Source organism: Streptomyces sp. NBC_01351 (genome assembly GCF_036237315.1).
Lineage (GTDB): Bacteria > Actinomycetota > Actinomycetes > Streptomycetales > Streptomycetaceae > Streptomyces.
Window position 1 is genome coordinate 4,084,281 of sequence record NZ_CP108356.1, and the last position, 23,171, is coordinate 4,107,451.

Consider the following 23,171-nt stretch of genomic DNA (forward strand, 5'->3'; position numbering starts at 1 on the left):
CCGTATGGAGGGCCTAAGCGCAGTGCGATGATGGCCCGGCCATGACTGCCCCCCACGCGACGCACGCCGGAGCCTCCCTCCGGATGATCCGGGCCGCGGTGTTCACCGCGGTCTGTGTCGTGCTGTCCGGGGCCGGGCACGCCCTGGCGTCCTGCGCCACCGTGCCCTGGTGGTCGCTGTGCGCCGGCTTCGTCGCGGTCTTCGCCGTCGCGGCCCCGCTCGCGGGACGCCGGCGCGCACTGCCCGGCATCGCCGCCGGGCTCGCCGCCGGACAACTCGCCCTGCACACGCTGTTCGGCCTCGGCCAGCACAGCGCCGCGGCCGGGCAGGTACCGGCCGGCAACGCCGCACCCGACGACGGCTCGCTCGCGGCGCTCGCCGCCCGACTGGTGTGCGGGGGCAACTCCGTACCGCTCAGCCCCGCCGACGCCCGGCAGATCCTGGAGAGCGCCGGGCTGGACCCGGCCGCGCTCGCCGCCCAGGCCGGACAGGCCGGAGACCTCGCCGCGCAGGGCCACGGAGCGCACGCGCACCTGGCCCAAGCCGCCACCGGCGCCCCCGCGACCGGCCTGTTCAGTCCGGCCATGCTCATCGGCCACCTGCTGGCCGCGCTCGCCGCCGGGTGGCTGCTCGGGCGCGGCGACGCCGCACTGTTCCGACTCCTCGAACTGTCCCGGCTCTCGGCCGACGCCGGCCCGGTACGCCCGGTACGCCCGCTGCGCGCCGCGCTGGCCCTCGTACGGGCCCTCGGCGCCGGACTTCCGGATGCGCCCGCCCTTGCCCGGCAGACCCTGCGGACCGAAGCCGACCCCGCCGCCACCGGCCGCGAGGCGCTCCAGCACACGGTGATCAGGCGCGGGCCGCCCACGGCGCTCGCCCTCGCAGCCTGACGCGGCACCCTCCTCCCCGGGACACACCACGGGAGCACCGGTGCCGCGAACTCCGCGCGCGCCCGTGCGCGGAGCCACCGTCACCACTGCTTCCGTGGAGTGTTTCCGCCATGAAGACCTCTCGCGTCTCCTTCGCCGCCGCGCTCGCCGCCGGTACCGTCCTCCTCCTGTCCGGTCCCGCCTCCGCCCACGTCGGCGTGCAACCCGTCGGGGAAGCTGCCAAGGGCGGCTATGCGACTCTCAACTTCAAGGTCCCCAACGAACGCGACAACGCTGCGACCACCCAGCTCGAGGTCAACTTCCCGGTCGACCAGCCGCTCACGTCCGTCATGCCGCAGGACATCCCCGGCTGGACGTCCACCGTCGAGAAGACCAAGCTCGACAAGCCGCTCACCGTCCACGGCAAGCAGATCAACGAGGTCGTCACCAAGGTCACCTGGACCGGCGGCAAGATCGAGTCCGGCAAGTTCCAGCAGTTCCCGGTCTCCGTCGGCAAGCTCCCCGAGAACGCGGACCAGATGGTCTTCAAGTCCATCCAGACCTACGACAACGGCGAGGTCGTCCGCTGGATCGAGGAAGCCAAGGAAGGCGCCGCGGAACCGCAGAACCCGGCGCCCGTCCTGAAGCTGACCGCCGCCAAGGGCGCCGACCACCACGGTGACGACAAGAACTCCAAGGACGCGAAGACCGCCAAGGACGCGGCGCAGAACCACGACAAGGCCGACGCCAAGCACGGCGCCGACAACACGGCGCGCGCCCTCGGCATCGCCGGCATCGTCATCGGGCTCGGTGGTGTCGCCTTCGGTATCGCCTCCCGCCGCCGCTCCGCCTGACCCATCCGAACCATCCCCGATCACAGGGACACCTCTTCATGCGCACCACACGTGTGACGGTCGCCGCCCTCCTCGCGGCGGCCGCACTCACCCTCACCGCCTGCGGCGACCCGGCCAAGCCCGGCACGGTCACCCAAATCTCCGGCGGCCAGAGCAACGCGAAGGCCGCGACCGTCCTGGACCGCCCCTTCACCAAGCCGGAGCTCGTCCTCACGGACACCACCGGCAAGCCGTGGAACCTGCGCGAGCAGACCAAGGGCAAGCCGACGCTCATCTACTTCGGCTACACCAACTGCCCCGACGTGTGCCCGCTGACGATGAGCAACATCGCCGTCGCCAAGAAGGCGCTCCCCAAGGCCGACCAGGCTGATCTCCAGGTCGTCTTCGTCACCACCGACCCCGAACGGGACACTCCCGAATCCCTCGGCTCGTGGCTCAAGGCCCAGGACCCCGCGTTCGTCGGGCTCACCGGGGACTTCACCACCATCCAGGCCGCCGCGCGCTCGCTCGGCATCGGCATCGAGGCCGCCAAGAAGGACACCAACGGCAAGGTCGTCTCCATGCACGGCGCCCAGGTCATCGCGTTCTCGCCCAAGACCGACGAGGGCTACGTCCTCTACGGCGAGGGCACCACCGTCGACGACTACACCAAGGACCTGCCGAAGATCATCAAGGGAGAGAACCCGTGACCGCCCGCACCACCGGCACCCTCGCCGCCGCCCTCTCCCTGACGGCAGCACTCGCCATATCCGGCTGCTCCTCGGACTCCGGCGACTCCGGCAACGGCAAGCCGAAGATGACGGTCAGCGGCGCCTACATGCCGCAGCCCGTCAACGACAAGATGGCCGGCGCCTTCATGGTCATCAAGAACGACTCCAAGACCGCCGACAAGCTCACCGGCGTCACCTCCGCGCTCTCCGACGATCTCCAGATCCACGAGACCAAGGACCAGAAGATGCAGCAGGTCCCCTCCATGGACGTGCCTGCCAACGGTGAACTCAAGCTGGAACGCGGCGGCAACCACGTCATGTTCATGGGCCTCAAGAGCACCCCGAAGGTCGGCGACAAGGTCACGGTCGAGCTGCGCTTCGAGAAGGCCGACCCGGTCAAGGTCGAGCTGGACGTGAAGGAACGGACCTACAACGCCCAGAACAGCAACGGTCACTGACGGACCCGCACCGAGGGACTGACACGCCATGACGACCACCGCCCCCGCCCCCTCCGCGGCCCGCGTCCGCGCCACGGCACTGCTGCCGCGGCTCGCGCTGGTCCTCGCAGCCATGCTGGCAATCCTGTTCACCGCGGCCGCCCCGGCCACGGCACACGCAGCACTCACCGCGAGCGACCCCAAGGACGGGGCGGTGGTCGCCACGGCCCCCGCCCAGGTCACGCTCTCCTTCTCGGAGCAGGTCGCCATGGGCGACGACTCCATCCGGGTCCTGGACCCCCAGGGCAAGCGCGTGGACACCGGCGAACTGCACGACCTGTGCAGCGCGAACACCATCCGCTACGGCACCGCGCTGCGCGCCGGTCTACCCAACGGCACGTACACCGTGGCCTGGCAGGCCGTCTCCGCCGACAGCCATCCCATCGCCGGCGCCTTCACCTTCTCCATCGGTGCCCCCTCCGCCACCACCGTTTCCCTTCCCGCCCAACAGGTGGGCGGCGGCCCGGTGGGCATCGCCTACGGCATCGCCCGCTACGCCGCCTACGCGGGCTTCGCCGTCCTCGTCGGCGCCGCCGCCTTCATCCTGCTGTGCTGGCGCCGCGGCGCCGCGCAGCGGCCGCTCCAGAAGCTCATCGTGCGCGCCTGGGTCACCCTGACCACCGCCACCCTCGTGATGCTGGTGCTCCGCGCCCCCTACACCGGGTCCGGGAAGTTCGGCGATGCCTTCGACCTCGACGGGCTGCGTGCCGTCCTGGCGACCAAGACCGGCGCCTCGCTCGTCTCCCGCCTGCTCCTGCTGGGGGCCGCCGCCCTGTTCATCGCGGTCCTCCTCGGTGTCTACGCACGTCGCCAGCAGGGCTCCGAAAGCACCGAGGAGGGCTTGGAGAGCGGCTCGGAGCAGGGCTCTGCGGACGGCCCGGAGGAGGGCTCGGAGGACACCGGGGACGCCCGGGACGCCGACGACCTCACCTTCGGACTGGCCATCGGCGGCGCGGTCGTCTCCGCCGGCATCGCCGCCACCTGGGCCCTCTCCGAACATGCCTCCACCGGTATCCAGCCCGGCATCGCCATGCCCGCCGACATCCTCCACCTGCTGGCCGTGGCCACCTGGCTCGGCGGTCTCGCGGCCCTGCTCGTCGCCCTCCACAAGGTCCCCGGGATCGAGCGCGCCGCCGTCCAGCGCTTCTCCAAGGTCGCCTTCGTCAGCGTCCTGGTCCTCGCCGTCACCGGCGTGTACCAGTCCTGGCGCCAGATCGGCAGCTGGTCCGCGCTCACCGGGACCGACTACGGACGACTGCTGCTCGTGAAGGTCGGCCTGGTCGCCGTCCTCGTCGCCCTCGCCTACCTGTCCCGCAGGTGGACCGGCCGGCTCGCCGACACCCAGCCGACCGAGGTGGGGGCACCCGGCGATGTTTCACGTGAAACAGCCACCGATGTTTCGCCCCCAGCCACCGCTGGGGGTACCCCCAGTGAAACCGAGTCCGTCACCGTCCCGGCCGACCCCAAGCGAGCCGCCCAGCTGGCCCGCCAGCACGCCGCCCGAGAGAGCGCGCGCGAGAAGCAGGTCCGCGACGCGGACCCGGACCGTACCGGTCTGCGCCGCTCCGTCCTCGCCGAGGCCGCTGTCGCCGTGATCCTGCTCGCCGTCACCACGGTCCTCACCAGCACCGAGCCCGGGCGCACCGTCGAGCAGGAGACGAGCCGCGGTTCCGCCGCCCCCGCCGTGCCCGACCGCGCGGTCAAGGTCACCTTGCCCTTCGACACCAGCGGCCCGAACGGCAAGGGGGCGGTCCGGCTGGAGCTCGACCCCGGCCGGGTCGGCGCCAACACCTTGCACCTGTGGGCCGAATCCGGAGACGGCAAGCCCCTCGACCTCCCCGAGATCAAGGTCGCCTTCACCCTCTCCGCCAAGGACATCGGGCCCCTGCCGCTCGTCCCCGAACGCGCCGGCCCCGGACACTGGACCGCGTCCGGTGTCCAGCTGCCGCTCGCCGGGGAATGGCGCATCGACGTGACCGTACGCACCTCCGACATCGACCAGACGACCGTCCAGAAGAACGTGAAGATCGGCTGAACAGCGTGACCGACAGCAACCCCGACATCGAGATCTCCCGGCGCCGGCTGCTGGGCACCGTCGGCGCCGCAGGCGCCGCGGGGCTCGCGCTCGGCGCCGCCGGCGGCGCAGCCGCCCACTCCGCGTTCGCCGACCCCGGGAGGGGCTCCGCCTCCGGCGGCGCCGGAAGCCTGTCCTCCCTCGGCGCCACCCGGGTCGCCTTCGACGGGGACCACCAGGCCGGCATCACCACCCCCCTCCAGGCCAAGGGCCACGTCCTCGCCTTCGACCTCGTCGCCGGAGCCGGCCGTACCGAGGCGGCCGCGCTGTTGCGGCGCTGGTCCGACACCGCACGGCGGCTGATGGCGGGCGAGACCGCCACGACCGCCGACAGCGGCATCGCCCTCGACGCCGGGCCGTCCTCCCTCACCGTCACCTTCGGCTTCGGCCACTCCTTCTTCGACCGCACCGGTCTCACAGCCCGCCGCCCCGCCGCTCTCGACCCGCTGCCGGACTTCTCCTCCGACCGGCTCGACGCCCAGCGCAGCAACGGCGACCTGTGGATCCAGATCGGCGCGAACGACGGACTCGTCGCCTTCCACGCCCTGCGTGCCCTGCAGAAGGACGCGGGGGACGCCGCCCGGGTCCGCTGGCAGATGAACGGCTTCAACCGGTCCCCCGGTGCGACCGGCACCCCGATGACCGCCCGCAACCTGATGGGCCAGATCGACGGCACCGGGAACCCGAAGCCCGCGCAGCCCGACTTCGACAAGCGGATCTTCGTCCCCGATGCGGGCCCCGGTCCTGCCGAACACGCGTGGATGGCCGGGGGCTCGTACGCCGTCGTGCGACGCATCCGCATGCTCCTGGACGACTGGGACAAGCAGTCGCTCGCACAGCAGGAGCAGGTCATCGGCCGTACCAAGGCCACCGGCGCCCCGCTGACCGGCGGCACCGAGACCACCCCGATGGCACTGGACAAGTTCGGGGCCGACGGCAAGCCCGTCATCCCGTCCAATGCCCACGCCCGGATCTCCGCCCCGGCGCAGAACGGCGGGGCCGCCATGCTGCGGCGTCCCTTCTCCTTCCACGACGGGATCGCCGCCGACGGCACTCCCGACGCGGGGCTCCTCTTCATCTGCTGGCAGGCCGATCCGCTGCGCGGCTTCGTACCCGTCCAGCGCAAGCTCGACCGCGGCGACGCCCTGTCGGACTTCATCCGGCACGAGTCCAGCGGCCTGTACGCCGTCCCGCCCGGCCCGCGCGCCGGGGAGTACGTGGGACAGCGGCTGCTCGAAGGGTGAACGGCACCCCGGCGGCGGACACCCCGGCATTAGGCTGACCGCATGTCGGCCACCCGCTTCACGTATCTCGGTCCCGAGGGCACCTTCACCGAAGCCGCCCTGCGCACGCTCCCGGAAGCCGCCACCCGGGAGCTCGTCCCGATGGTGTCCGTCCCGGCGGCCCTGGACGCCGTGCGCAACGGCGAGGCCGCTGCCGCCCTCGTCCCGATCGAGAACTCGGTCGAGGGCGGGGTCACCGCCACCCTCGACGAGCTCGCCTCCGGCGAACCTCTGATGATCTACCGCGAAGTGCTGCTGCCCATCGCGTTCGCGCTGCTCGTGCGGCCCGGGACGGCGCTGTCCGACGTCAAGACCGTCACCGGACACCCGGTGGCCCAGCCGCAGGTGCGCAACTGGCTGCGGGCGAACCTGCCGGACGCGGCGTGGGAGTCGGCCGCCTCCAACGCCGACGGCGCCCGGCTGGTGCAGGAAGGGCGCTTCGACGCCGCTTTCGCCGGCGAGTTCGCCGCCGCCACCTACGGCCTCGTACCGCTGGTCACCGAGATCCACGACGCCGAGAACGCCGAGACCCGGTTCGTGCTCGTCGGGCGCCCCGCCCGGCCGGCCGCCCCGACGGGCGCGGACAAGACCTCCGTCGTGCTGTGGCTCGGCGACGACCACCCCGGCGCGCTGCTGGAGCTGCTCCAGGAGTTCGCCGTACGAGGGGTCAACCTCATGCTGATCCAGTCCCGGCCGACCGGTGAGGGCATCGGCAACTACTGCTTCGCCGTCGACGCCGAGGGCCACATCTCCGACCGCAGGGTGAGCGAAGCCCTCATGGGGCTCAAGCGGACCTGCCCCCAGGTCCGCTTCCTCGGTTCCTACCCGAGGGCAGGCGTCACTCCGGGTGACGTCCGCACGCCCCGGCCGGGCACCTCCGACGGTGACTTCACGGCCGCCTCCGACTGGCTGACTCGCTGCCTCGACGGCCGGGCTTAAGACCCCCGTCCACTGTCCACAGAGTTATCCACAGGCCACCAAGCCAGCCTGGGGACAAGTCGACAGAACGGTACGACAAGGTCGACATATCGGTCGCAGGACTCAGGTTTCGCGCTGGAGAGCGGAAGGTGAACGGCGTCACCCGCGTATCACCGATCAACTCTTTGGGGCGAGTCATTCCCACCCGAATGAGTGTGTGAGGGTGGTTTGAACCCTGATTCGCCTCCGCCTTCCACCGGTCGGGAATGATCTATTCCCGTGTCCACAGATGCGGCGCACAGCCTGTGGATAAGATCGGGGCGCTGCGAATTCCTGTGGACAAGGAACGGCCTCCGGCCCTGATCAGGGCCCGGCGCCCCGCCGACCTTGTGTCCCTTTCCGGGGAATGGGGCGCTTTTATCGACCAGGCAGGAAGGGTCACTTCCGGCCGACCGCCAAGACTTATCCATTCGCCGCAATTGGGACAAAGCGACACGCAGCGTGATATCGGTGTGATCCCAGGAACGCCAGCCCGGTAGCCTGGAGGGGTGATTGACCTCCGGCTGCTCCGTGAAGACCCTGACCGTGTCCGCGCCTCGCAGCGCGCTCGTGGAGAGGACGTCGAGCTCGTCGACGCACTGCTCTCCGCCGACGAGCGCCGCAGGTCCTCAGGCATGCGCTTCGACGAACTGCGCAATGAGCAGAGGTCGCTCGGCAAGCTCATCCCCAAGGCCTCCCCCGAGGAGCGGGCAGAGCTGCTGAAGAAGGCCGAGCGGCTCAAGCAGGACGTCAAGGCCGCCGAGGCCGAGCAGAACGAGGCCGACGAGGCCGCGAAGCAGCTGCTCCTCAAGCTCGGCAACATCGTCCACGAGGACGTCCCCGTCGGCGGCGAAGAGGACTTCACCGTCCTGGAGACGCACGGCACCATCCGCGACTTCGCCGCCGAGGGCTTCGAGCCCAAGGACCACCTGGAGCTCGGCGAGTCGCTGGGCGCCATCGACGTGGAGCGCGGCGCCAAGGTGTCGGGCTCGCGCTTCTACTACCTGACCGGCGTGGGCGCCCTGCTGGAGCTCGCCCTGGTCAACGCGGCGATCGCGCAGGCGACCGAGGCCGGCTTCATCCCGATGCTCACCCCGGCGCTGGTCCGCCCGCGCGCCATGGAGGGCACCGGCTTCCTCGGCCAGGCCGCGGAGAACGTCTACCACCTGGAGAAGGACGACTTCTACCTGGTCGGCACCTCCGAGGTCCCGCTCGCCGCGTACCACATGGACGAGATCATCGACGCCGACAAGCTGCCGCTGCGGTACGCCGGCTTCTCGCCGTGCTTCCGCCGCGAGGCCGGTACGTACGGCAAGGACACCCGCGGGATCTTCCGCGTCCACCAGTTCGACAAGGTCGAGATGTTCTCGTACGTCGCGCCGGACGAGGCCGAGGCCGAGCACCAGCGGCTCCTGGAGTGGGAGAAGCAGTGGCTGACCAGCCTGGAGCTGCCGTTCCAGGTGATCGACGTCGCCACCGGTGACCTCGGTTCCTCCGCCTCGCGCAAGTTCGACTGCGAGGCGTGGATCCCGACGCAGGGCAAGTACCGCGAGCTGACGTCCGCCTCGAACTGCGACGGATTCCAGGCCCGCCGCCTGTCGATCCGCTACCGCGACGGCAAGAAGACCCAGCCGCTGTCCACGCTGAACGGCACGCTGTGCGCCGTACCGCGCACGATCGTCGCGATCCTGGAGAACCACCAGCAGGCCGACGGTTCGGTCCGGGTGCCCCCCGTGCTGCGTCCGTACCTCGGCGGTCGCGAGGTCCTGGAGCCGATCACCAAGTGAGCCCGGCCACGTTCCCGTACAAGCTCGTCGCGACCGATCTCGACGGCACGCTGCTGCGTGGCGACGACACCGTCTCGGAACGCACCCGTGAAGCGCTCGTCGCGGCCACCGCGGCGGGCGCGGCGCACATCATCGTCACCGGCCGGGCCGTGCCCTGGACCCGGCACGTACTGGACGATCTCGGCTACAAGGGGATCGCCGTGTGCGGGCAGGGCGCCCAGGTCTACGACGCGGGTGCGCACCGGCTGCTGACCTCGGTGACGCTGGACCGGCAGCTGGCCGCTCTGGCGCTGTCGAAGCTCGAAGCCGAGGTCGGTCCGCTGGCCCTGGCGGCGAGCCGGGACGGGGTCGACGGCGAGGTGCTGTTCGGGCCCGGCTACCAGGTGCAGGAGGGCCTTCCGGCCATATACCTGGAGGACACCGCAGCCGTGTGGACGGCTCCGCTGAACAAGCTGTACATCCAGCACCCCGGGCTGGACGAGGACGCGCTCGTCAAGGTGGCCCGGCAGACCGTGGGCAGCCTGGTCGACATCGTCATGGCGGGTCCGGGCATCGTGGAGATCCTGCCGCTGGGGCTGACCAAGGCCACCGGGCTGTCGCTGGCCGCCCGTCGGCTGGGAGTGAAGGCGGCGGACACCATCGCATTCGGTGACATGCCCAACGACATCCCCATGTTCGGCTGGGCCGCGCACGGGGTGGCGATGGCCAATGCCCACGCGGAGCTCAAGGCCGTGGCCGACGAGGTGACGACCTCCAACGAGGAGGACGGCATCGCGGTGGTGCTGGAGCGTCTGCTGGGCGCCGCGTAACGGGCAAGACGTACGAGAGGTCCGGGGCAGCCCGCGCCAGATGGCGCGCTCGAAGTGGCTGCCCCGGACCTTTTGTTGCTCCCCGCACTGCTCACTCTGCCTCCGGCGCACTCCCCGTACCAGCGAATTTCTCCGCGTCAGCCGTGGAGCCTGCGGCGGCGCCAGTACGCGACGGTCACGACCCCGAGGAGCGGGCCCCAGAGCACCAGCGGGGCGTAGCAGAGGGTCATCAGCCACCAGCCGGCCCCGGTGGGTGCTCCCGGCATCGCCATGTTGGAGGACCAGGCGAAGGCACCGGGGACCGTCACCAGGGTCACTGCGATCGCCCCCAGGGCTGCGGGGACGACGGCCGCGAGGGGCGGGATCCGGCGGCCGCCCAGCCGGGGGATCCAGCTCGGCACCACCTCGCCCCAGCGCTGTACGAGGCCGAGAGTGAGCAGGCCGAGGCCTTCGGCGAGGGCGCTGAGGGCCAGCAGGTAGAAGGACCACACGCCCGGGAAGAGCTCCGCCTCCAGGCCGCTGCCGGCTCCCCAGCCGACGGGTATGCCGACCGCGATGGCGACCCTCCACAGGCCACTGGGGACGAGGGTGAACGCGGCCGCGTGGGCGGCCCAGCGGATCGGGCGGCTGACGGCGGGGTCGGTGGCAACGGCCGGAGCGGCGGGAGCGGCGGGAGCGGCGGTGAGCGTCGTCATGGTCCAAGTCCTTTTCGGAAGGCGTGGGGTGATGCCTCAAAGCCTGGTCCCGCGGGCGCCGCGGAACCATCCGCCGATCAGCAGGTCGGAAGGGCCGCGGGGCAGTGGGACTCTGCCGAACGGCAGATGCCCGGGGCGAGCGGGCCTCGTAGGGTCGTGGCGTGACCTTGAAGCCGAGTGCGCTGTACGCCCCCGCCCTGACCGCGGCAGCCCTGCTGTCCCTGCTCGGTTCGGCCGTGCGCGTGCCCGACACCTGGACGTTGGCGGGGATGGCGGTGCTGCTGCCCCTGCTTGCACTGGTGGCCCGCTGGTCCCCGGTACGGTCCGGGCGCCTCGCGGGCACACTGGGCGTGACCGCGGTGACGCTGTGGCCGGTGCCACTGATCTGGGCGGACGGATCGTGGCTGGAGATCGTCGGGGCGGCGGCCTTCTGGGCGTTGCCGGCCCTCGGTGCGGTGACCGCCGGCGGCTACCTGCGCCGCCAGGCGGGCCGGTTGGAGCAGGCCGTGCGGAACGCGCGGCGCGACCAGCAGCTGGAACTGGCCCGGGATCTGCACGACTTCGTGGCGCACGACGTGAGCGCCATCGTGGTGCGGGCCCAGGCGGCCCGGTTCGTGGCCGCGCAGGATCCCGGACAGGCTGTCCTCGCCCTGGAGCGGATCGAGGCGGCGGGGCTGAGTGCACTGGCGTCGATGGACCGTACGGTGCACGCACTGCAGGAGGCCGCGGGCGGGCCGCTGGCTCCGGTGCCCGGTCTGGCGGAACTCCCGGGGCTGGTGGATCGGTTCGAGGGCGGAGCCCTGGACGTGGACCCTGCGGTGGTGGGGGAGCTGTCGCGGGAGGCGGACACGACCGCGTACCGGGTGGCCGTGGAGGCGTTGACGAACGTACGCAGGCACGGGCCCGGGGCCGCCGTGGTGCGGGTCTCCGTACGGCGGGCAGGAGCGGGCATAGAGGTCAGCGTGGCCAACTCCGCGCCGGGGCGGGGAGTTGGCCAGGGGCTGCGGGGGCTGGGGCGCAGGCGCCGGGGCGGGACGGGGCTGGCGGGTCTGCGGGGGCGGGTGGAGGCGGCGGGCGGGACGTTGCGGGCCGGGGCGAGCGCGGACGGCGGGTGGCTGGTTTCGGCGGTGTTCCCGGCGGCGCCCCCGTCTCAGGGGTGATCATGGCGGCGTGACCACACGCATCCTGATAGCCGATGACCAAGAGGACATCCGTAGCGGTTTCCGGCTGATCCTCGGTTCGCAGCCGGACATGACCGTGGTGGGCGAGGCGGCGGACGGGGAGAGCGCCGTGGCGCTGGCCCGGGAGCTGCGGCCGGACGTGGTGCTGGCGGACATCCGGATGCCGCGCCTCGACGGTCTGGAGGTGACCCGGCTGCTGGCGTCGCAGACGCGGGTGCTGGTCGTGACCACCTTCGACCTGGACGAGTACGTGCACACGGCGCTGCGCAACGGTGCCTGCGGTTTCCTGCTGAAGCGGTCCGGGCCGGCGCTGCTGATCGAGGGCGTGCGGGCGGCGATGGCCGGGGACACGCTGATCAGTCCGCAGATCACGGTGCGGCTGCTGAGCAGGCTGACGCAGGCGGGTCCCGTCGCACGGCCCTCCGCGCACCCGCTGACTGCCCGGGAGGTGGAGATCGTACGGCTGGTGGCACGGGGGCTGACCAACTCGGAGATCGGCGAGGAGCTGTTCATCAGCGCGGGGACGGCGAAGACCCACATCGCGAATGTCCAGGCGAAGCTGGGGGCACGGAACCGGGTGGGGATCGCCGCGTGGGCGTGGGAGCACGGTGTGGCCAAGGCGGAGGACCGCTAACGTTGTTTCACGTGAAACAACGTTGGTGTTTCACAGGGGGCACCTCCCAGCGGTAGCCGGGGGAGAAACAACGTGCCGGGTGAGCGGCCAGGCGAGCAGGCCGACCGTGAGCGAGATGGCATGGCCGAGGTCGGTGAAGGTGCCGCCGGTGGCGAGCGGGATACCGAAGAAGGCGACCGCGCCCGCGAGGTAGAACCACCGCCAGGGGGTGGGGAGCCGGTAGGTGAGGACTCCGACCGCGGCCGCGAGTCCGTAGCTGACGCCGATGTCGACGACATGGGTCATGCTGCGCGGGACTTCGTGGGCCTGGATGGCCGTCAGCAGGACCTTCTGGCTGACGAGGGTGGCGACGATGTGGGCGGTCGCGACGATCGCGAGCCAGCGCAGGGTGCCGAGCCAGCGTTCGACGGGGGCGTGGAAGACCTCGAAGAGCACGGCGTAGAGGGCGAGCGAGGCCGGGTTCTCGATCCAGAAGGCGCTGCTGAGGAGCGCCCGGACGGGGTATTTGACGAGCTGGTGGATGTTGCTGCTGTTGCGGTGCATCAGGACGCGCTCGACCTGGTCGGGCGCGATCACGACGACGATGCTGGTGACGGCGATGATCAGCAGCCAGATGTGCGTTCCGGGCGAGGAACGTATCCAGGACCGGATGGGCCTGGACGGCTCCGGCTCCCTGTGCTCGATCATGAACCGATCATGACCGGTAAAGCCGTGCCCCGCCTGGCCGAGTGGGCCGGGCGGGGCACGGTATGCGGAGCGGTCCCGCGGGCCTACTCCTCGCCCGCGAGGGTGAGGCTGCGGAGCTTCTGGCCCGCGTAGAAGGTGGCGCCCACGGTGACCACGGCGAGCAGGACGGCCGCGGTGGGCAGGGCGACGGTGGCGTCGACGTAGCCCGGTCCGGCGACCTTCTCGGCGAGGGCGAGGGCCCACTGCTGGACGCTGAGGGTCTTGGCTCCGGAGACCAGGCTGCCGAAGAGCGACTCCCAGATCAGGGCGTAGACGAGGCCGAAGACGACCGCGTTCCGGCTGACGGTGCCCAGCAGCAGGAACAGCGCGCTGTAGGCGATCGAGGCGACGAGGGCGGCGACCGTGTAGGCAACGGCGATCTGCTGGCCGTTGCCGTTGAGGATGAATCCGGCGATCAGGGTGGGGATCGCGGAGAAGACCATCGTGACGGCGATGGCCACGATCAGCTTGGTCATGATGATCGTCGGGCGCTTCACCGGTTTGGCGAGCAGGTAGACGATCGAGCCGTCGTCGATCTCCGGGCCGATGGCGCCGGTGCCCGCGATGACACCGATCAGCGGAACCATGGTGGCGAGGGCGAAGCCTCCGAGGAGGTCCGCGGCGACCCTGTCGTCCACTCCGGCGAAGCCGCGCACGGCGATCGCGATGACGATCAGCAGGGCGGGCAGCGCGAAGAGGATCAGCGCGCGGCGTCGGCCGAGCAGGGCCCGGTAGGTGAGCCGGGCAACGGTGGGGTTGTACATGGTGGGTGCCAGCTCCTTTCAGGCCGTGACGAGGTAGGAGAAGACCGACTCGAGGGACTCGTCGGAGGGCGAGACCGTCAGGAGGCGGATGCCGTGCTCCCGGGCCACCCGGGGCAGCAGTTCGGTGAAGCGGCCGAAGTCGACGGCCTGGATGCGCAGCACGCCTTCCTTCAGGTCGACTTCGATGCCGGCCGTGGAGGGGTCGGCGATCAGGGCCGCGGCGAGGGCGCGGTCGTCGGAGGAGCGGACCAGGTAGCGGTGCGGGCGGTCCGTCATGAGCCGGCGGATCTTGCGGAAGTCGCCGGAGGCCGCGTGCCGGCCGGCGACGACGACCTCGATGTGCGAGGCGAGCTGCTCGACCTCCTCCAGGATGTGGGAGGAGAACAGGACGGTGCGTCCCTCGTCGCCCATGCGCCGCAGCAGGTCCATCAGCTGCATGCGCTGGCGCGGGTCCATGCCGTTGAACGGCTCGTCCAGGAGCAGTACGGACGGGTCGTGGACGAGGGCGGAGGCCATCTTCACGCGCTGGCGCATGCCCTTGGAGTACGTGGAGATCTTGCGGTCCTGGGCGTACTCCATCTCGACGGTGGCGAGCGCCCGCTGGGCGTCCGCGTCGTCGAGTCCGTGCAGTTCGGCGTTGGCGACGACGAACTCCCGGCCGGTGAGGAAGTCGTACATGGCCTCGCGCTCGGGCACGACGCCGACCTGCTTGTAGACCTGCTCGTTGCGCCAGATCGGCGCGCCGTCGAGGGTGACGGTGCCCGTGGAGGGGGCGAGGAAGCCGCCCATCATGTTGATGAGCGTGGACTTGCCGGCGCCGTTGGGGCCGAGCAGTCCGGTGACGCCGGGGCCGATCCGCATGGTCACGTCGTTGACGGCGACGACGTTCCCGAACCAGCGGGAGGTGTGGTCGATGTCGATGATGGTCATGGGCGCAGCCCATTCCTTAGAGGGGTGGTGGTGGGCGACGGGTGGGAGGTCACAGCCCGGCCTTCCGGTAGCGGGCCATCAGGGCGGCGTAGGAGCCGGCGATGAGGCCGAGGATGACGAGAAGGTAGGCGACACCGACGCCGGCCGAGGGGCCATGGCCTTCGGGGAAGGCGGAGCTGGCGCCGAGGAAGGCGGTCTGCAGGCCGTCGATGAGGGTGATCGGGGAGAACAGGCCCATCCACTCGATGGCCCCGGCGTTCCCGGTGGCGAAGGCGACGCCCTGCACCGCGGTGACCGCGCCGTAGGGGATCAGCAGCAGGGCGATGACGGCGGCGACGCCGAACCCGCGGCGCGGGGTGAGCGCGGCCATGACGAGGCCGAGGCCGGCGAAGAGCAGCGACAGCAGCAGAACGGACACCAGTCCCTGCCCGAATCCCTTGGTCTGGTCGGCGAAGTCGAACTTCGCCAGGAGCGCGCCGATCCACATGATGAACAGCGGGGTGGCGGTGAGGACGAACAGGGCCGAGGCCATGGCCGCGAACTTGGCCACGACGTAGTCGACGCGCTCGATGGGCCGCGAGAAGTAGAGCGGCACCGTCTTGAAGCGCAGGTCCCGCGAGACGGTCTGCGGTGCCTGCGCGGCGAGGAAGAGATAGATGACCACCTGGGTGTACAGGGCGTACGCCGTGTACTTGATCGGGAGGTCGGTGGAGCCGGGCAGGTTGATGGCGACCGCGACGAGGATCAGCGCGGGGACGCACATCACCGCGAAGAGGATCATCGGCAGGACCTTGGACTTGGCGGAGCGGCCCAGTCCGTAGGCGCCGCGCAGGGACTGCGAGAACAGCGACTTGCGGGCGTAGCCGCGGCCGAGCCGGGGCCCGTCGTAGGGCCGGTAGCCGATGTTGTGGATCTGGGTCGAGGTGTCAGGCGCCATCGGAACCGGCTCCCTTCTGCTGGACGAGGTGCGAGGACTGGTCGTTGTCGCGGAAGACCTCCGCGATGTGGTGGCGGCGCTGTTCCATGCGGACCAGGCCGAGACCGAGGTCGGCGACGGTGTCGCGGACGGTGTCGTAGGTGTGCTCGCCGTCCGCCTCGACGAGGAGGATGTGGCCGGCGCCGGGCAGGCCCTGCTCCTCGCCCGCGTGGAGGGTGAGGCCGGCCGCGGCGAGCGCCCCGCGCAGGGCGGCGGTGCCGTCCGGGTGGGTGTCGGAGTCGGTGACCTCGACCGCGAGGGTCGTGGTGGTCTGGGTGAAGTCGCTGGTGGAGCTGGAGCGCAGCAGCTTGCCGCCGTCGACGACCACGACGTGGTCGCAGGTCCGCTCCAGTTCTCCGAGGAGGTGGGAGGTGACCAGGACGGAGATGCCGAAGTCGGTGTAGATGCGGCGGATCAGGCCGAGCATCTCGTCCCGGCCGACCGGGTCCAGGCCGTTGGTCGGCTCGTCGAGCAGGACCAGCTGGGGGTCGTGGACCAGCGCCTGGGCGAGCTTGACGCGCTGCTTCATGCCGGTGGAGTAGCCGCCGATGGGACGGTAGCGCTCCTCGTACAGCCCGACGTGGCGCAGGGTGTCCGCCGTGCGTTCGCGGGCGGCCGTCGGCGGCAGCCCGGACATCCGGGCCATGTGGACGACGAACTCGGTGGCCGAGACGTCGGGTGGCAGGCAGTCGTGCTCGGGCATGTAGCCGACGCGTTCACGGATGGCGCTGCCATGCGTGGCGACGTCGAGGCCGAGCACGGCGGCGCTGCCCTCGGTGGCGGGGGACAGTCCCAGCAGGATCTTGATCAGCGTGGACTTGCCGGCTCCGTTGGCACCCACGAGGCCGGTCACACCAGGCCCGATGTCCAGGGAGAGCCGGTCGAGGGCGGTCACTCGGGGGTACCGCTTGCTCAGGCTTTCGGTCGCGATGACAGTCACGGCTCCGACGTTAGTGGCGCAGCCCTCGCGAAACGTCAGACCTTGAGCTGGATCCCGTCTCCGCCTTCCGGCGTATGTACCCGTACTGGAGGCTGATGTGGCCCGGACAAGTTTGTCCACAGGTCCGTGCACGGGCCTTGACGTGATCTCCAGGCATTGTCACATTCATCAGTGTCAACTTACGGGCGCGTACGGCTACAGGGGCGGACTGCTGGCATGGCTGGGGACACCAAGCAACGCACCGCGCAGCTCACTGCCGACCTGCGCGGGTTCAGGGAAGTGCAACGCCTCTCCTACGAATGCGCGGAGGCCGTCGCGGCCCGGCTGCGGCCCGGGGTGACCGAGCGCGAAGCCGCGCGGATGCAGCGCGAGTGGCTGCGCGAGCGGGGCGTGCGGGACTGGTTCCACCTGCCGTTCGCCTGGTTCGGGGACCGCACCGCCTTCGTGAACTTCAAGATCCCGCTGCAGTTCTTCCCGACCAACCGGAAGCTGGAGCCGGGGATGCCGTTCATCCTCGACATGGCTCCGGTCTTCAAGGGGTACGCGGCGGACATCGGGTACTCCGGCAGCCTCGGGCTCAACCCCGTGCAGGACCGGCTCATGTCCGACCTGAGCGAACACCGCGTGCTGATCCTGGAGCAGGTGCGGGAGCGCCGCTCGCTGCGGGAGATCTACGAGAACGTCGAGCGGCTGATGAACCGGCAGGGGTACGCCAACCGGCACCGCGCGTATCCCTTCGGCGTCATCGCCCACAAGATCGACCGGGTCAAGGAGCGGCGCTGGTCGCCCACCGCGTTCGGTTTCGGCACGCAGTCCCTCAAGGGGCTGGCCAGTGATGCCCTGCACGGGCACCGTGAGGGCTGGTCCCCGCTGTGGAGCCCGTACCACTTCTCCGACCACCCGCCGCAGCCCGGGCTGTGGGCGGTGGAGCCGCACCTGGGCTTCCGGGGCACGGGGGCGAAGTTCGAGGAGATCCTGGTCGTCACCGACTCCCGGGATCCCCAGGAGAGCGCGTTCTGGCTGGACGACGATCTGCCGCACGTGCGGCGCTGGGCCGAGGAGAAGGCAGCATGAGCGGCATGAGCGGCATGAACGGGACGAACGGCGCCGGCGGAGCGGGCGCGGCGGGATTGGCCGGCGCGCGCGAGCGCTGGGTCGCCACCGGTGGCATCGAGCTGTGCGTCGTCGAGCTCGGCGACGCGGACCGGCCGACCGTGGTGCTCGTGCACGGCTACCCGGACAGCAAGGAGGTCTGGTCGGACGTCGCCGAGCGGCTCGCGGAGCGCTTCCACGTGGTGCTGTACGACGTACGCGGCCACGGCCGCTCCAGCGCACCGCAGCCCCTGCGCGGCGGGTTCACCCTGGAGAAGCTGACCGACGACTTCCTCGCCGTGGCGGACGCCGTCAGTCCGGACCGGCCGGTGCACCTGGTCGGCCACGACTGGGGCTCGGTACAGGGCTGGGAGTTCGCGACGGTCGCCCGCACCGAGGGCCGGATCGCCTCCTTCACCTCGGTGTCGGGGCCGTCCCTCGACCACTTCGGGCACTGGATCAAGAAGCGGATGACCCGGCCCACCCCGCGCCGGGCGGCGCAGCTGCTCGGCCAGGGCGCCAAGTCCTGGTACGTGTACATGCTGCACACGCCCGTCCTGCCGGAGCTCGCCTGGCGCGGGCCGCTCGGCAAGCGCTGGCCGGCGATCCTGGAGCGCATCGAGAAGGTCCCCGCCGGGGACTACCCGACGGCCTCGCTGCCCTCGGACGCGGCGCACGGCGCCTGGCTCTACCGGGACAACGTACGGCCCCGCCTGCGCAAGCCGCGCGAGGACGCGTTCGCGCACGCACCGGTGCAGCTGATCACCCCGAGCGGGGACGCTTTCCTCTCGGAGCGGCTCTACGACGATCTGGAGCGGTGGGCGCCGGACCTGCTGCGGCGGACCCTGCCCGCCAAGCACTGGGTGCCGCGGACCCGGCCCGACCAGCTCGCAGCCTGGATCACCGAGTTCGTCACCGACCGGGAGGAGCCGGCGACCCGGGCTCCGGAGCTGAAGGCCCCGGGCAAGTACACCGACCGTTTCGGCGGGCAACTGGTCCTGGTGACCGGCGCGGCCAGCGGTATCGGCCGGGCCACCGTCTTCGCCTTCGCGGAGGCCGGGGCCCGGGTGGTAGCCGTGGACCGGGACGGAGAGGGCGCGGCGCGCACGGCCGACATGGCCCGCCTCGTCGGCGCCGCCGAGGCCTGGGGCGAGTGCGTGGACGTGAGCGACGAGCAGGCGATGGAGAAGCTCGCGGCGAAGGTCGCCGCCGAGTACGGGATCGTGGACGTCCTGGTCAACAACGCGGGGATCGGCCTGTCCGGGGCCTTCCTCGACACCAGCGCCGAGGACTGGAAGAAGGTCCTCGACGTCAATCTGTGGGGCGTCATCCACGGCTGCCGGATCTTCGGGAAGCAGATGGCCGACCGGGGCCAGGGCGGGCACATCGTCAACACCGCCTCCGCCGCCGCCTACCTACCCTCCAGGACGCTGCCCGCCTACAGCACCTCGAAGGCCGCGGTGCTGATGTTGTCGGAGTGCCTGCGCGCGGAGCTGGCCTCGAAGTCGATCGGCGTCTCGGCGATCTGCCCCGGCATCGTCAACACCAACATCACCGCCACCTCGCGCTTCGCCGGGGTGGACGCGGCCGAGGAGAAGCGCCGCCAGGAGCGCTCCTCCCGGCTGTACGGTCTGCGCAACTTCCCGCCGGAGAAGGTTGCCGACGCGATCCTGCGGGCGGTCGTGCGCAACGAGGCACTGGTCCCGGTGACTCCGGAGTCCAAGGGCGCCCTGTGGATGTCCCGCTTCGCGCCCCGGACCCTGCGGCGCATCGCGAGGCTGGAGCCCAAGCTGTGAGCGGGGCCGGGCAGCCTGGCGGCGGATTCCGTGGCAGCGGATTGTCCGGCAGCGGGCTGCCGGGAGGCGGGGCCTCGTACGCGATCGCCCCGCGCCGGGTGTCCTTCGATTGGAAGAGCACCCCGCTGCACTGGATACCCGACGAGCCCACCGCCACCCACGTCATCAACGTGCTGCACCTGCTGCTGCCCGCCGGGGAGCGGTGGTTCGTGAAGGTGTTCAAGGAGGGCCTGCCCCTGGTCACGGACCCCGCGCTGCGGAGGGACGTGAAGGGGTTCATGGGCCAGGAGGCCACGCACAGCGTGCAGCACTCCTCCGTGCTGGACCACCTCGCCGAGCAGCGGCTGCCGACGGAGGCGTACACGCGGCACGTGGACTTCCTCTTCGAGAAGCTGCTCGGGGAGACCCCTCCCTTCGGGGTCCCGATCACGGCGCAGGAATGGCTGCGCTTCCGGCTCGCGCTGGTCGCCGCGATCGAGCAGTTCACGGCGGTTCTCGGAGACTGGGTCCTGCGCGCCGAAGGGCTCGACCGGGCCGGCGCGGACGAGATCATGCTGGACCTGCTGCGCTGGCACGGCGCGGAGGAGGTGGAGCACCGCTCCGTCGCCTTCGACATGTACCAGCACTGCGGCGGGAGCGGCCTGCCCCGCTACGCGCGGCGCATCGAGGGGATGGTCGTGGTCGCGCCCGTACTGGCCTGGCTGTGGGTGTGGGGGGCCTCGTACCTCATCCGCAACGACCCCGAACTGGGTGGCCGGCTGCGCTATTCGCTGCGCGCGCACAACCGGGCGGTCGCCAAGGGTCTGCTTCCCACCTGGAGAGAGCTCGGCATGGCCATACCCCGCTACATCCGGCGGTCGTACCATCCCTCGCAGGAGGGCTCGCTGCGCAGGGCGGTCGAGTACCTTGCGGCTTCACCTGCCGCCCGGGCCGCGGCGGGCGCGGTCGGCCGAGCCGCGATGTCGTAGGGAGCCGGGATTGTCCGATCAGGCGGTAGCCGAGTACCGGATCGAGGATCTGGCGCACCACAGCGGGGCGACGGTGCGCACGATCCGTGCGTACCAGGACCGCGGTCTGCTGCCGAAGCCGGAGCGGCGGGGCCGTTCCAACGTCTACCGGGACACGCACCTGGCGCGGCTGCGCCAGATCGCGGACCTGCTGGACCGCGGCTACACGCTGGCCTCCATCAAGGAGTTGCTGGAGGCCTGGGACGCCGGGCGCGGGCTGGGCGGCGTACTGGGGCTGGTCGCCGAGGTGCACGGGCCGTGGACCGACGAGGAGGCGGCCCGGATTACCCGGGAGGAGCTGAACGAACGGTTCGGCGGCAAGCCCGACGACGACGCCGTGGGCGAGGCGTGCGAGCTGGGGGTGCTGGAGCGGATCCCGGGGCGCCCGGACCAGTTCCTGGTGCCCTCCCCGCAGGAGCTGGCCGTGGCCGCCGAGCTGTACGCGGCCGGGGTGCCGCTGCCGGCGATCACCGGGCATCTGCGGGAGCTGCGCGGACAGGTCGAGCACATCGCCTCGCGGTTCCTGGAGTTCACCACCGAGCACGTCTTCGCGCGCTACCTCGGACACGTGCCGCCGACCGACGCGGACGCGGCGGAGGCGGCGACGATGGTGCGGCGGCTGCGGCCGCTGGCCCAGCAGACGGTGGATGCGGAGCTGGCGCGGGCGATGCGGCTGTTCGCGACCCGGCACCTGCAGCGGCACCTGGGGGCGGCCGGCGCGCCCCAGCCCTCGGGCCCGTCGCCGGTGGCGCTGCCGGCGGGGACGGTGCGGGCGGTGCAGGAGCTGGTGGGCGCGGAGCACGTGGCGGAGTTCGTCCGGGCCGCGACCGAGCGGGAGCTCCAGGCCCGGACGATGAACGATCTGGCCCGTCGGGGGGAGCCGTAGGGGGGGTGCGCCCGCCCGATCAGTAGTCCACAGGGCGGATCTCGCGTTTGCCGTCAAAACGCACCCAATCAGCTGTGGACAAGTCCACTTTGCCTGTGGGCAACAGGGCCCGGACCCTCAACCTATGGTCTCGAACTCCTCCTTGACCGGGGTCACGCCGTCCACAGGCGCGGTCTCGGCCAGAACCGGCTCGACCAGACCCGGCTCGACCAGAACCGGCTCGGCGTGCTCGGGGGCGCGGGTGGTCCCGTAGAGGAAGCCCGCGAGCACGAGGCCGAGGATCCCGCCGATCAGCTGGGCGGCCACGAACCCCGGCAGCGACTGCGGGGCGATGCCGGTGAAGGAGTCGCTGAAGGCTCGCCCGACGGTGCCCGCCGGGTTGGCGAAGGATCCGGAGGAGGTGAACCAGATCGCGGCGGCGATGTACGCGGCCACCGCGGCCGGGATGAGCCTCGGGCGCCCGATGCGCCCCAGGCCCTGGATGACCAGGACGAGCCCGGCGGTGGCGACCACCTCGCCGATGAGCAGGTGCCCGCCGTCGCGGACCTGGGTCGCGAAGGCGCCCGGGGTCCGCCCGAACATGGCTTCCGCGAGGACGGCGCCGCCGATGGCCCCCGCGGTCTGCGCCGCGGTGTAGACGAGGGCCTCCCGCCCGCTGAGCCCCTCGCCGCCGGTGCGCCGGGCCCACCAGCTGGTGAGTGTGACCACCGGGTTGAGGTGCGCCCCGGACAGCGGCCCGAAGAGCGTGATGATCAGCCCGAGGCCGATGGCCGAGGCGAGCGAGTTGGCTATGAGGGCGACACCCGTGTCGGGGCTGAGTGCGGAAGCCTGGATTCCGGAACCGATCACGACCACGAGGAGACCGGCGGTGCCGATGAGCTCGGCGGCCGCACGGCGTGACAGAGAGGTATGGAATGTCATGGTTTCTCCCCCTGGGCAGAAGCGACAGCGGAAAATGTATTCCGTATCTTGGAAAAACGATAGCGGTGTCCAGCACCGCCCGGCACCACGAAAATCCCTTTTCGGAAGGTCCTCCACCCGGCACGCTGGGCTTATGGATGAAAGACGCATCGTCAAGGTGTCCAAATACGTCTCGAAACACCTGAGGCATCAGCCGGAACGGATCGGACTGATGCTCGACCCCCACGGTTGGGTGGAGATCGACGATCTTCTGCGGGCGGCCTCCGGGCACGGGTTCCATTTCACCCGCGCCGAGCTCGACCACGTCGTCGCCTCCAACGACAAGCAGCGGTTTGCCGTCGACGGCACCCGGATCCGCGCCAGCCAGGGGCACACGGTGCCCGTGGACCTCGGCCTTCCGGAAGCCGAGCCGCCCGCGTACCTCTACCACGGCACCGTCGCCGCGGCCCTGGACGCGATCCGCGCCGAGGGCCTGCGCCCGATGGCGCGCCACCACGTGCACCTGTCCCCCGACCGGGAGACCGCGACCCGGGTCGGCGCACGGCGCGGCCGGCCGGTCGTGCTCAGCGTGGACGCGGCGGCGATGCACGAGGCCGGGCACGTCTTCCGGATCAGCGCCAACGGGGTGTGGCTGGTGGACTCGGTGCCGCCGCGCTTCCTCCGCTTCCAATAGCGGCCCCGAGGCCCGGGAATTCCCGCTGAGATTGTCGGACCGTCCCCCTAATGTGTGTCCCACTCCGGGATCAGTGAGGGGGGGTACCTCGCGATCGCCGAACCATCACT

General features: G+C 71.1%; 23 protein-coding genes. 16 read left to right on the forward strand and 7 right to left on the reverse strand.

Annotated features, from left to right (window positions below):
- Positions 1–41: 41 nt before the first annotated feature.
- The 9 genes from OG625_RS18785 to OG625_RS18825 all read left to right on the forward strand — a co-directional run bounded on the left by OG625_RS18785 (position 42) and on the right by OG625_RS18825 (position 9,840).
- Positions 42–890 (forward strand): hypothetical protein, encoded by an 849-nt coding sequence (locus OG625_RS18785; protein ID WP_329382173.1) that lies wholly within the window; start codon positions 42–44, stop codon positions 888–890.
- Positions 891–1,000: 110 nt separating this feature from the next.
- On the forward strand, positions 1,001–1,723 hold the full coding sequence (locus tag OG625_RS18790) for a YcnI family copper-binding membrane protein (protein WP_329382177.1): 723 nt from the start codon (positions 1,001–1,003) through the stop codon (positions 1,721–1,723).
- 38 nt (positions 1,724–1,761) lie between these two features.
- Complete coding sequence (locus tag OG625_RS18795) at positions 1,762–2,412, forward strand: SCO family protein (RefSeq protein WP_329382180.1); 651 nt, start codon at positions 1,762–1,764, stop codon at positions 2,410–2,412.
- The gene (locus OG625_RS18800; RefSeq protein ID WP_329382183.1) at positions 2,409–2,891 is read left to right on the forward strand and encodes a copper chaperone PCu(A)C; all 483 of its coding nucleotides are present in this window, start codon (positions 2,409–2,411) and stop codon (positions 2,889–2,891) included. The genes OG625_RS18795 and OG625_RS18800 overlap by 4 nt, the downstream gene beginning before the upstream one ends.
- A gap of 28 nt (positions 2,892–2,919) precedes the next feature.
- Positions 2,920–4,965 (forward strand): copper resistance CopC/CopD family protein, encoded by a 2,046-nt coding sequence (locus OG625_RS18805; RefSeq protein WP_329382186.1) that lies wholly within the window; start codon positions 2,920–2,922, stop codon positions 4,963–4,965.
- 5 nt (positions 4,966–4,970) lie between these two features.
- The gene (gene efeB / locus OG625_RS18810; protein ID WP_329382189.1) at positions 4,971–6,248 is read left to right on the forward strand and encodes an iron uptake transporter deferrochelatase/peroxidase subunit; all 1,278 of its coding nucleotides are present in this window, start codon (positions 4,971–4,973) and stop codon (positions 6,246–6,248) included.
- Positions 6,249–6,290: 42 nt separating this feature from the next.
- Complete coding sequence (pheA, locus tag OG625_RS18815) at positions 6,291–7,226, forward strand: prephenate dehydratase (RefSeq protein WP_329382192.1); 936 nt, start codon at positions 6,291–6,293, stop codon at positions 7,224–7,226.
- Positions 7,227–7,753: 527 nt separating this feature from the next.
- The gene (gene serS / locus OG625_RS18820; protein ID WP_329382195.1) at positions 7,754–9,031 is read left to right on the forward strand and encodes a serine--tRNA ligase; all 1,278 of its coding nucleotides are present in this window, start codon (positions 7,754–7,756) and stop codon (positions 9,029–9,031) included.
- Entirely contained in the window at positions 9,028–9,840 is an 813-nt protein-coding gene (locus tag OG625_RS18825) for an HAD family hydrolase (protein ID WP_329382198.1), read from the forward strand. The genes serS and OG625_RS18825 overlap by 4 nt, the downstream gene beginning before the upstream one ends.
- 137 nt (positions 9,841–9,977) lie before the next feature.
- On the opposite strand, the gene OG625_RS18830 is transcribed toward OG625_RS18825, so the two are convergent.
- A complete protein-coding gene (locus OG625_RS18830; protein WP_329382201.1) occupies positions 9,978–10,535 on the reverse strand; it encodes a hypothetical protein in 558 nt (185 codons plus the stop codon).
- Between the two features lie 161 nt (positions 10,536–10,696).
- Here OG625_RS18830 and OG625_RS18835 point away from each other — a divergent pair, with 161 nt between their 5' ends.
- Together OG625_RS18835 and OG625_RS18840 are read left to right on the forward strand one after the other, a co-directional pair.
- On the forward strand, positions 10,697–11,695 hold the full coding sequence (locus OG625_RS18835) for a sensor histidine kinase (protein WP_329382203.1): 999 nt from the start codon (positions 10,697–10,699) through the stop codon (positions 11,693–11,695).
- A gap of 10 nt (positions 11,696–11,705) precedes the next feature.
- On the forward strand, positions 11,706–12,350 hold the full coding sequence (locus OG625_RS18840; protein WP_329382206.1) for a response regulator transcription factor: 645 nt from the start codon (positions 11,706–11,708) through the stop codon (positions 12,348–12,350).
- Positions 12,351–12,380: 30 nt separating this feature from the next.
- On the opposite strand, the gene OG625_RS18845 is transcribed toward OG625_RS18840, so the two are convergent.
- From OG625_RS18845 to OG625_RS18865, 5 genes are all read right to left on the reverse strand, one after another.
- Positions 12,381–13,037: a rhomboid-like protein gene (locus tag OG625_RS18845; RefSeq protein ID WP_329382209.1), complete on the reverse strand. Its 657-nt coding sequence runs from the start codon at positions 13,035–13,037 to the stop codon at positions 12,381–12,383.
- Between the two features lie 83 nt (positions 13,038–13,120).
- Entirely contained in the window at positions 13,121–13,840 is a 720-nt protein-coding gene (locus OG625_RS18850; RefSeq protein WP_329382213.1) for an ABC transporter permease, read from the reverse strand.
- Positions 13,841–13,858: 18 nt separating this feature from the next.
- Positions 13,859–14,770 carry an ABC transporter ATP-binding protein gene (locus tag OG625_RS18855; protein WP_329382215.1) on the reverse strand — a complete coding sequence of 304 codons (912 nt, stop codon included), beginning with the start codon at positions 14,768–14,770 and terminating at the stop codon, positions 13,859–13,861.
- Between the two features lie 49 nt (positions 14,771–14,819).
- Positions 14,820–15,707: an ABC transporter permease gene (locus OG625_RS18860; RefSeq protein WP_329382218.1), complete on the reverse strand. Its 888-nt coding sequence runs from the start codon at positions 15,705–15,707 to the stop codon at positions 14,820–14,822.
- Positions 15,697–16,686 (reverse strand): ABC transporter ATP-binding protein, encoded by a 990-nt coding sequence (locus OG625_RS18865; protein WP_329382221.1) that lies wholly within the window; start codon positions 16,684–16,686, stop codon positions 15,697–15,699. The genes OG625_RS18860 and OG625_RS18865 overlap by 11 nt, the downstream gene beginning before the upstream one ends.
- A 216-nt stretch (positions 16,687–16,902) precedes the next feature.
- Here OG625_RS18865 and OG625_RS18870 point away from each other — a divergent pair, with 216 nt between their 5' ends.
- The 4 genes from OG625_RS18870 to OG625_RS18885 are packed head-to-tail and all read left to right on the forward strand — an operon-like array spanning position 16,903 to position 21,467.
- The gene (locus OG625_RS18870; protein ID WP_329382224.1) at positions 16,903–17,760 is read left to right on the forward strand and encodes a M24 family metallopeptidase; all 858 of its coding nucleotides are present in this window, start codon (positions 16,903–16,905) and stop codon (positions 17,758–17,760) included.
- A complete protein-coding gene (locus OG625_RS18875; RefSeq protein ID WP_443067735.1) occupies positions 17,757–19,574 on the forward strand; it encodes an SDR family oxidoreductase in 1,818 nt (605 codons plus the stop codon). The genes OG625_RS18870 and OG625_RS18875 overlap by 4 nt, the downstream gene beginning before the upstream one ends.
- A gap of 56 nt (positions 19,575–19,630) precedes the next feature.
- Complete coding sequence (locus OG625_RS18880) at positions 19,631–20,542, forward strand: metal-dependent hydrolase (protein WP_329390767.1); 912 nt, start codon at positions 19,631–19,633, stop codon at positions 20,540–20,542.
- A gap of 10 nt (positions 20,543–20,552) precedes the next feature.
- Positions 20,553–21,467 carry a MerR family transcriptional regulator gene (locus OG625_RS18885; protein WP_329382227.1) on the forward strand — a complete coding sequence of 305 codons (915 nt, stop codon included), beginning with the start codon at positions 20,553–20,555 and terminating at the stop codon, positions 21,465–21,467.
- 117 nt (positions 21,468–21,584) lie between these two features.
- Here OG625_RS18885 and OG625_RS18890 read toward each other — a convergent pair whose 3' ends face one another.
- Positions 21,585–22,388 carry an aquaporin gene (locus OG625_RS18890; protein WP_329382230.1) on the reverse strand — a complete coding sequence of 268 codons (804 nt, stop codon included), beginning with the start codon at positions 22,386–22,388 and terminating at the stop codon, positions 21,585–21,587.
- 133 nt (positions 22,389–22,521) lie between these two features.
- Between OG625_RS18890 and OG625_RS18895 the strand changes: the two genes are divergently transcribed.
- The gene (locus OG625_RS18895; protein ID WP_329382233.1) at positions 22,522–23,061 is read left to right on the forward strand and encodes an RNA 2'-phosphotransferase; all 540 of its coding nucleotides are present in this window, start codon (positions 22,522–22,524) and stop codon (positions 23,059–23,061) included.
- Positions 23,062–23,171: the final 110 nt, after the last annotated feature.

Coding starts and splice junctions, on each gene's coding strand:
- OG625_RS18785 (WP_329382173.1), top strand. CDS start 42: ATGACTGCCCCCCACGCGACGCACGCCGGAGCCTCCCTCCGGATGATC.
- OG625_RS18790 (WP_329382177.1), top strand. CDS start 1,001: ATGAAGACCTCTCGCGTCTCCTTCGCCGCCGCGCTCGCCGCCGGTACC.
- OG625_RS18795 (WP_329382180.1), top strand. CDS start 1,762: ATGCGCACCACACGTGTGACGGTCGCCGCCCTCCTCGCGGCGGCCGCA.
- OG625_RS18805 (WP_329382186.1), top strand. CDS start 2,920: ATGACGACCACCGCCCCCGCCCCCTCCGCGGCCCGCGTCCGCGCCACG.
- pheA (WP_329382192.1), top strand. CDS start 6,291: ATGTCGGCCACCCGCTTCACGTATCTCGGTCCCGAGGGCACCTTCACC.
- OG625_RS18830 (WP_329382201.1), bottom strand. CDS start 10,535: ATGACGACGCTCACCGCCGCTCCCGCCGCTCCCGCCGCTCCGGCCGTT.
- OG625_RS18845 (WP_329382209.1), bottom strand. CDS start 13,037: ATGATCGAGCACAGGGAGCCGGAGCCGTCCAGGCCCATCCGGTCCTGG.
- OG625_RS18850 (WP_329382213.1), bottom strand. CDS start 13,840: ATGTACAACCCCACCGTTGCCCGGCTCACCTACCGGGCCCTGCTCGGC.
- OG625_RS18855 (WP_329382215.1), bottom strand. CDS start 14,770: ATGACCATCATCGACATCGACCACACCTCCCGCTGGTTCGGGAACGTC.
- OG625_RS18860 (WP_329382218.1), bottom strand. CDS start 15,707: ATGGCGCCTGACACCTCGACCCAGATCCACAACATCGGCTACCGGCCC.
- OG625_RS18870 (WP_329382224.1), top strand. CDS start 16,903: ATGGCTGGGGACACCAAGCAACGCACCGCGCAGCTCACTGCCGACCTG.
- OG625_RS18875 (WP_443067735.1), top strand. CDS start 17,757: ATGAGCGGCATGAGCGGCATGAACGGGACGAACGGCGCCGGCGGAGCG.
- OG625_RS18890 (WP_329382230.1), bottom strand. CDS start 22,388: ATGACATTCCATACCTCTCTGTCACGCCGTGCGGCCGCCGAGCTCATC.
- OG625_RS18895 (WP_329382233.1), top strand. CDS start 22,522: ATGGATGAAAGACGCATCGTCAAGGTGTCCAAATACGTCTCGAAACAC.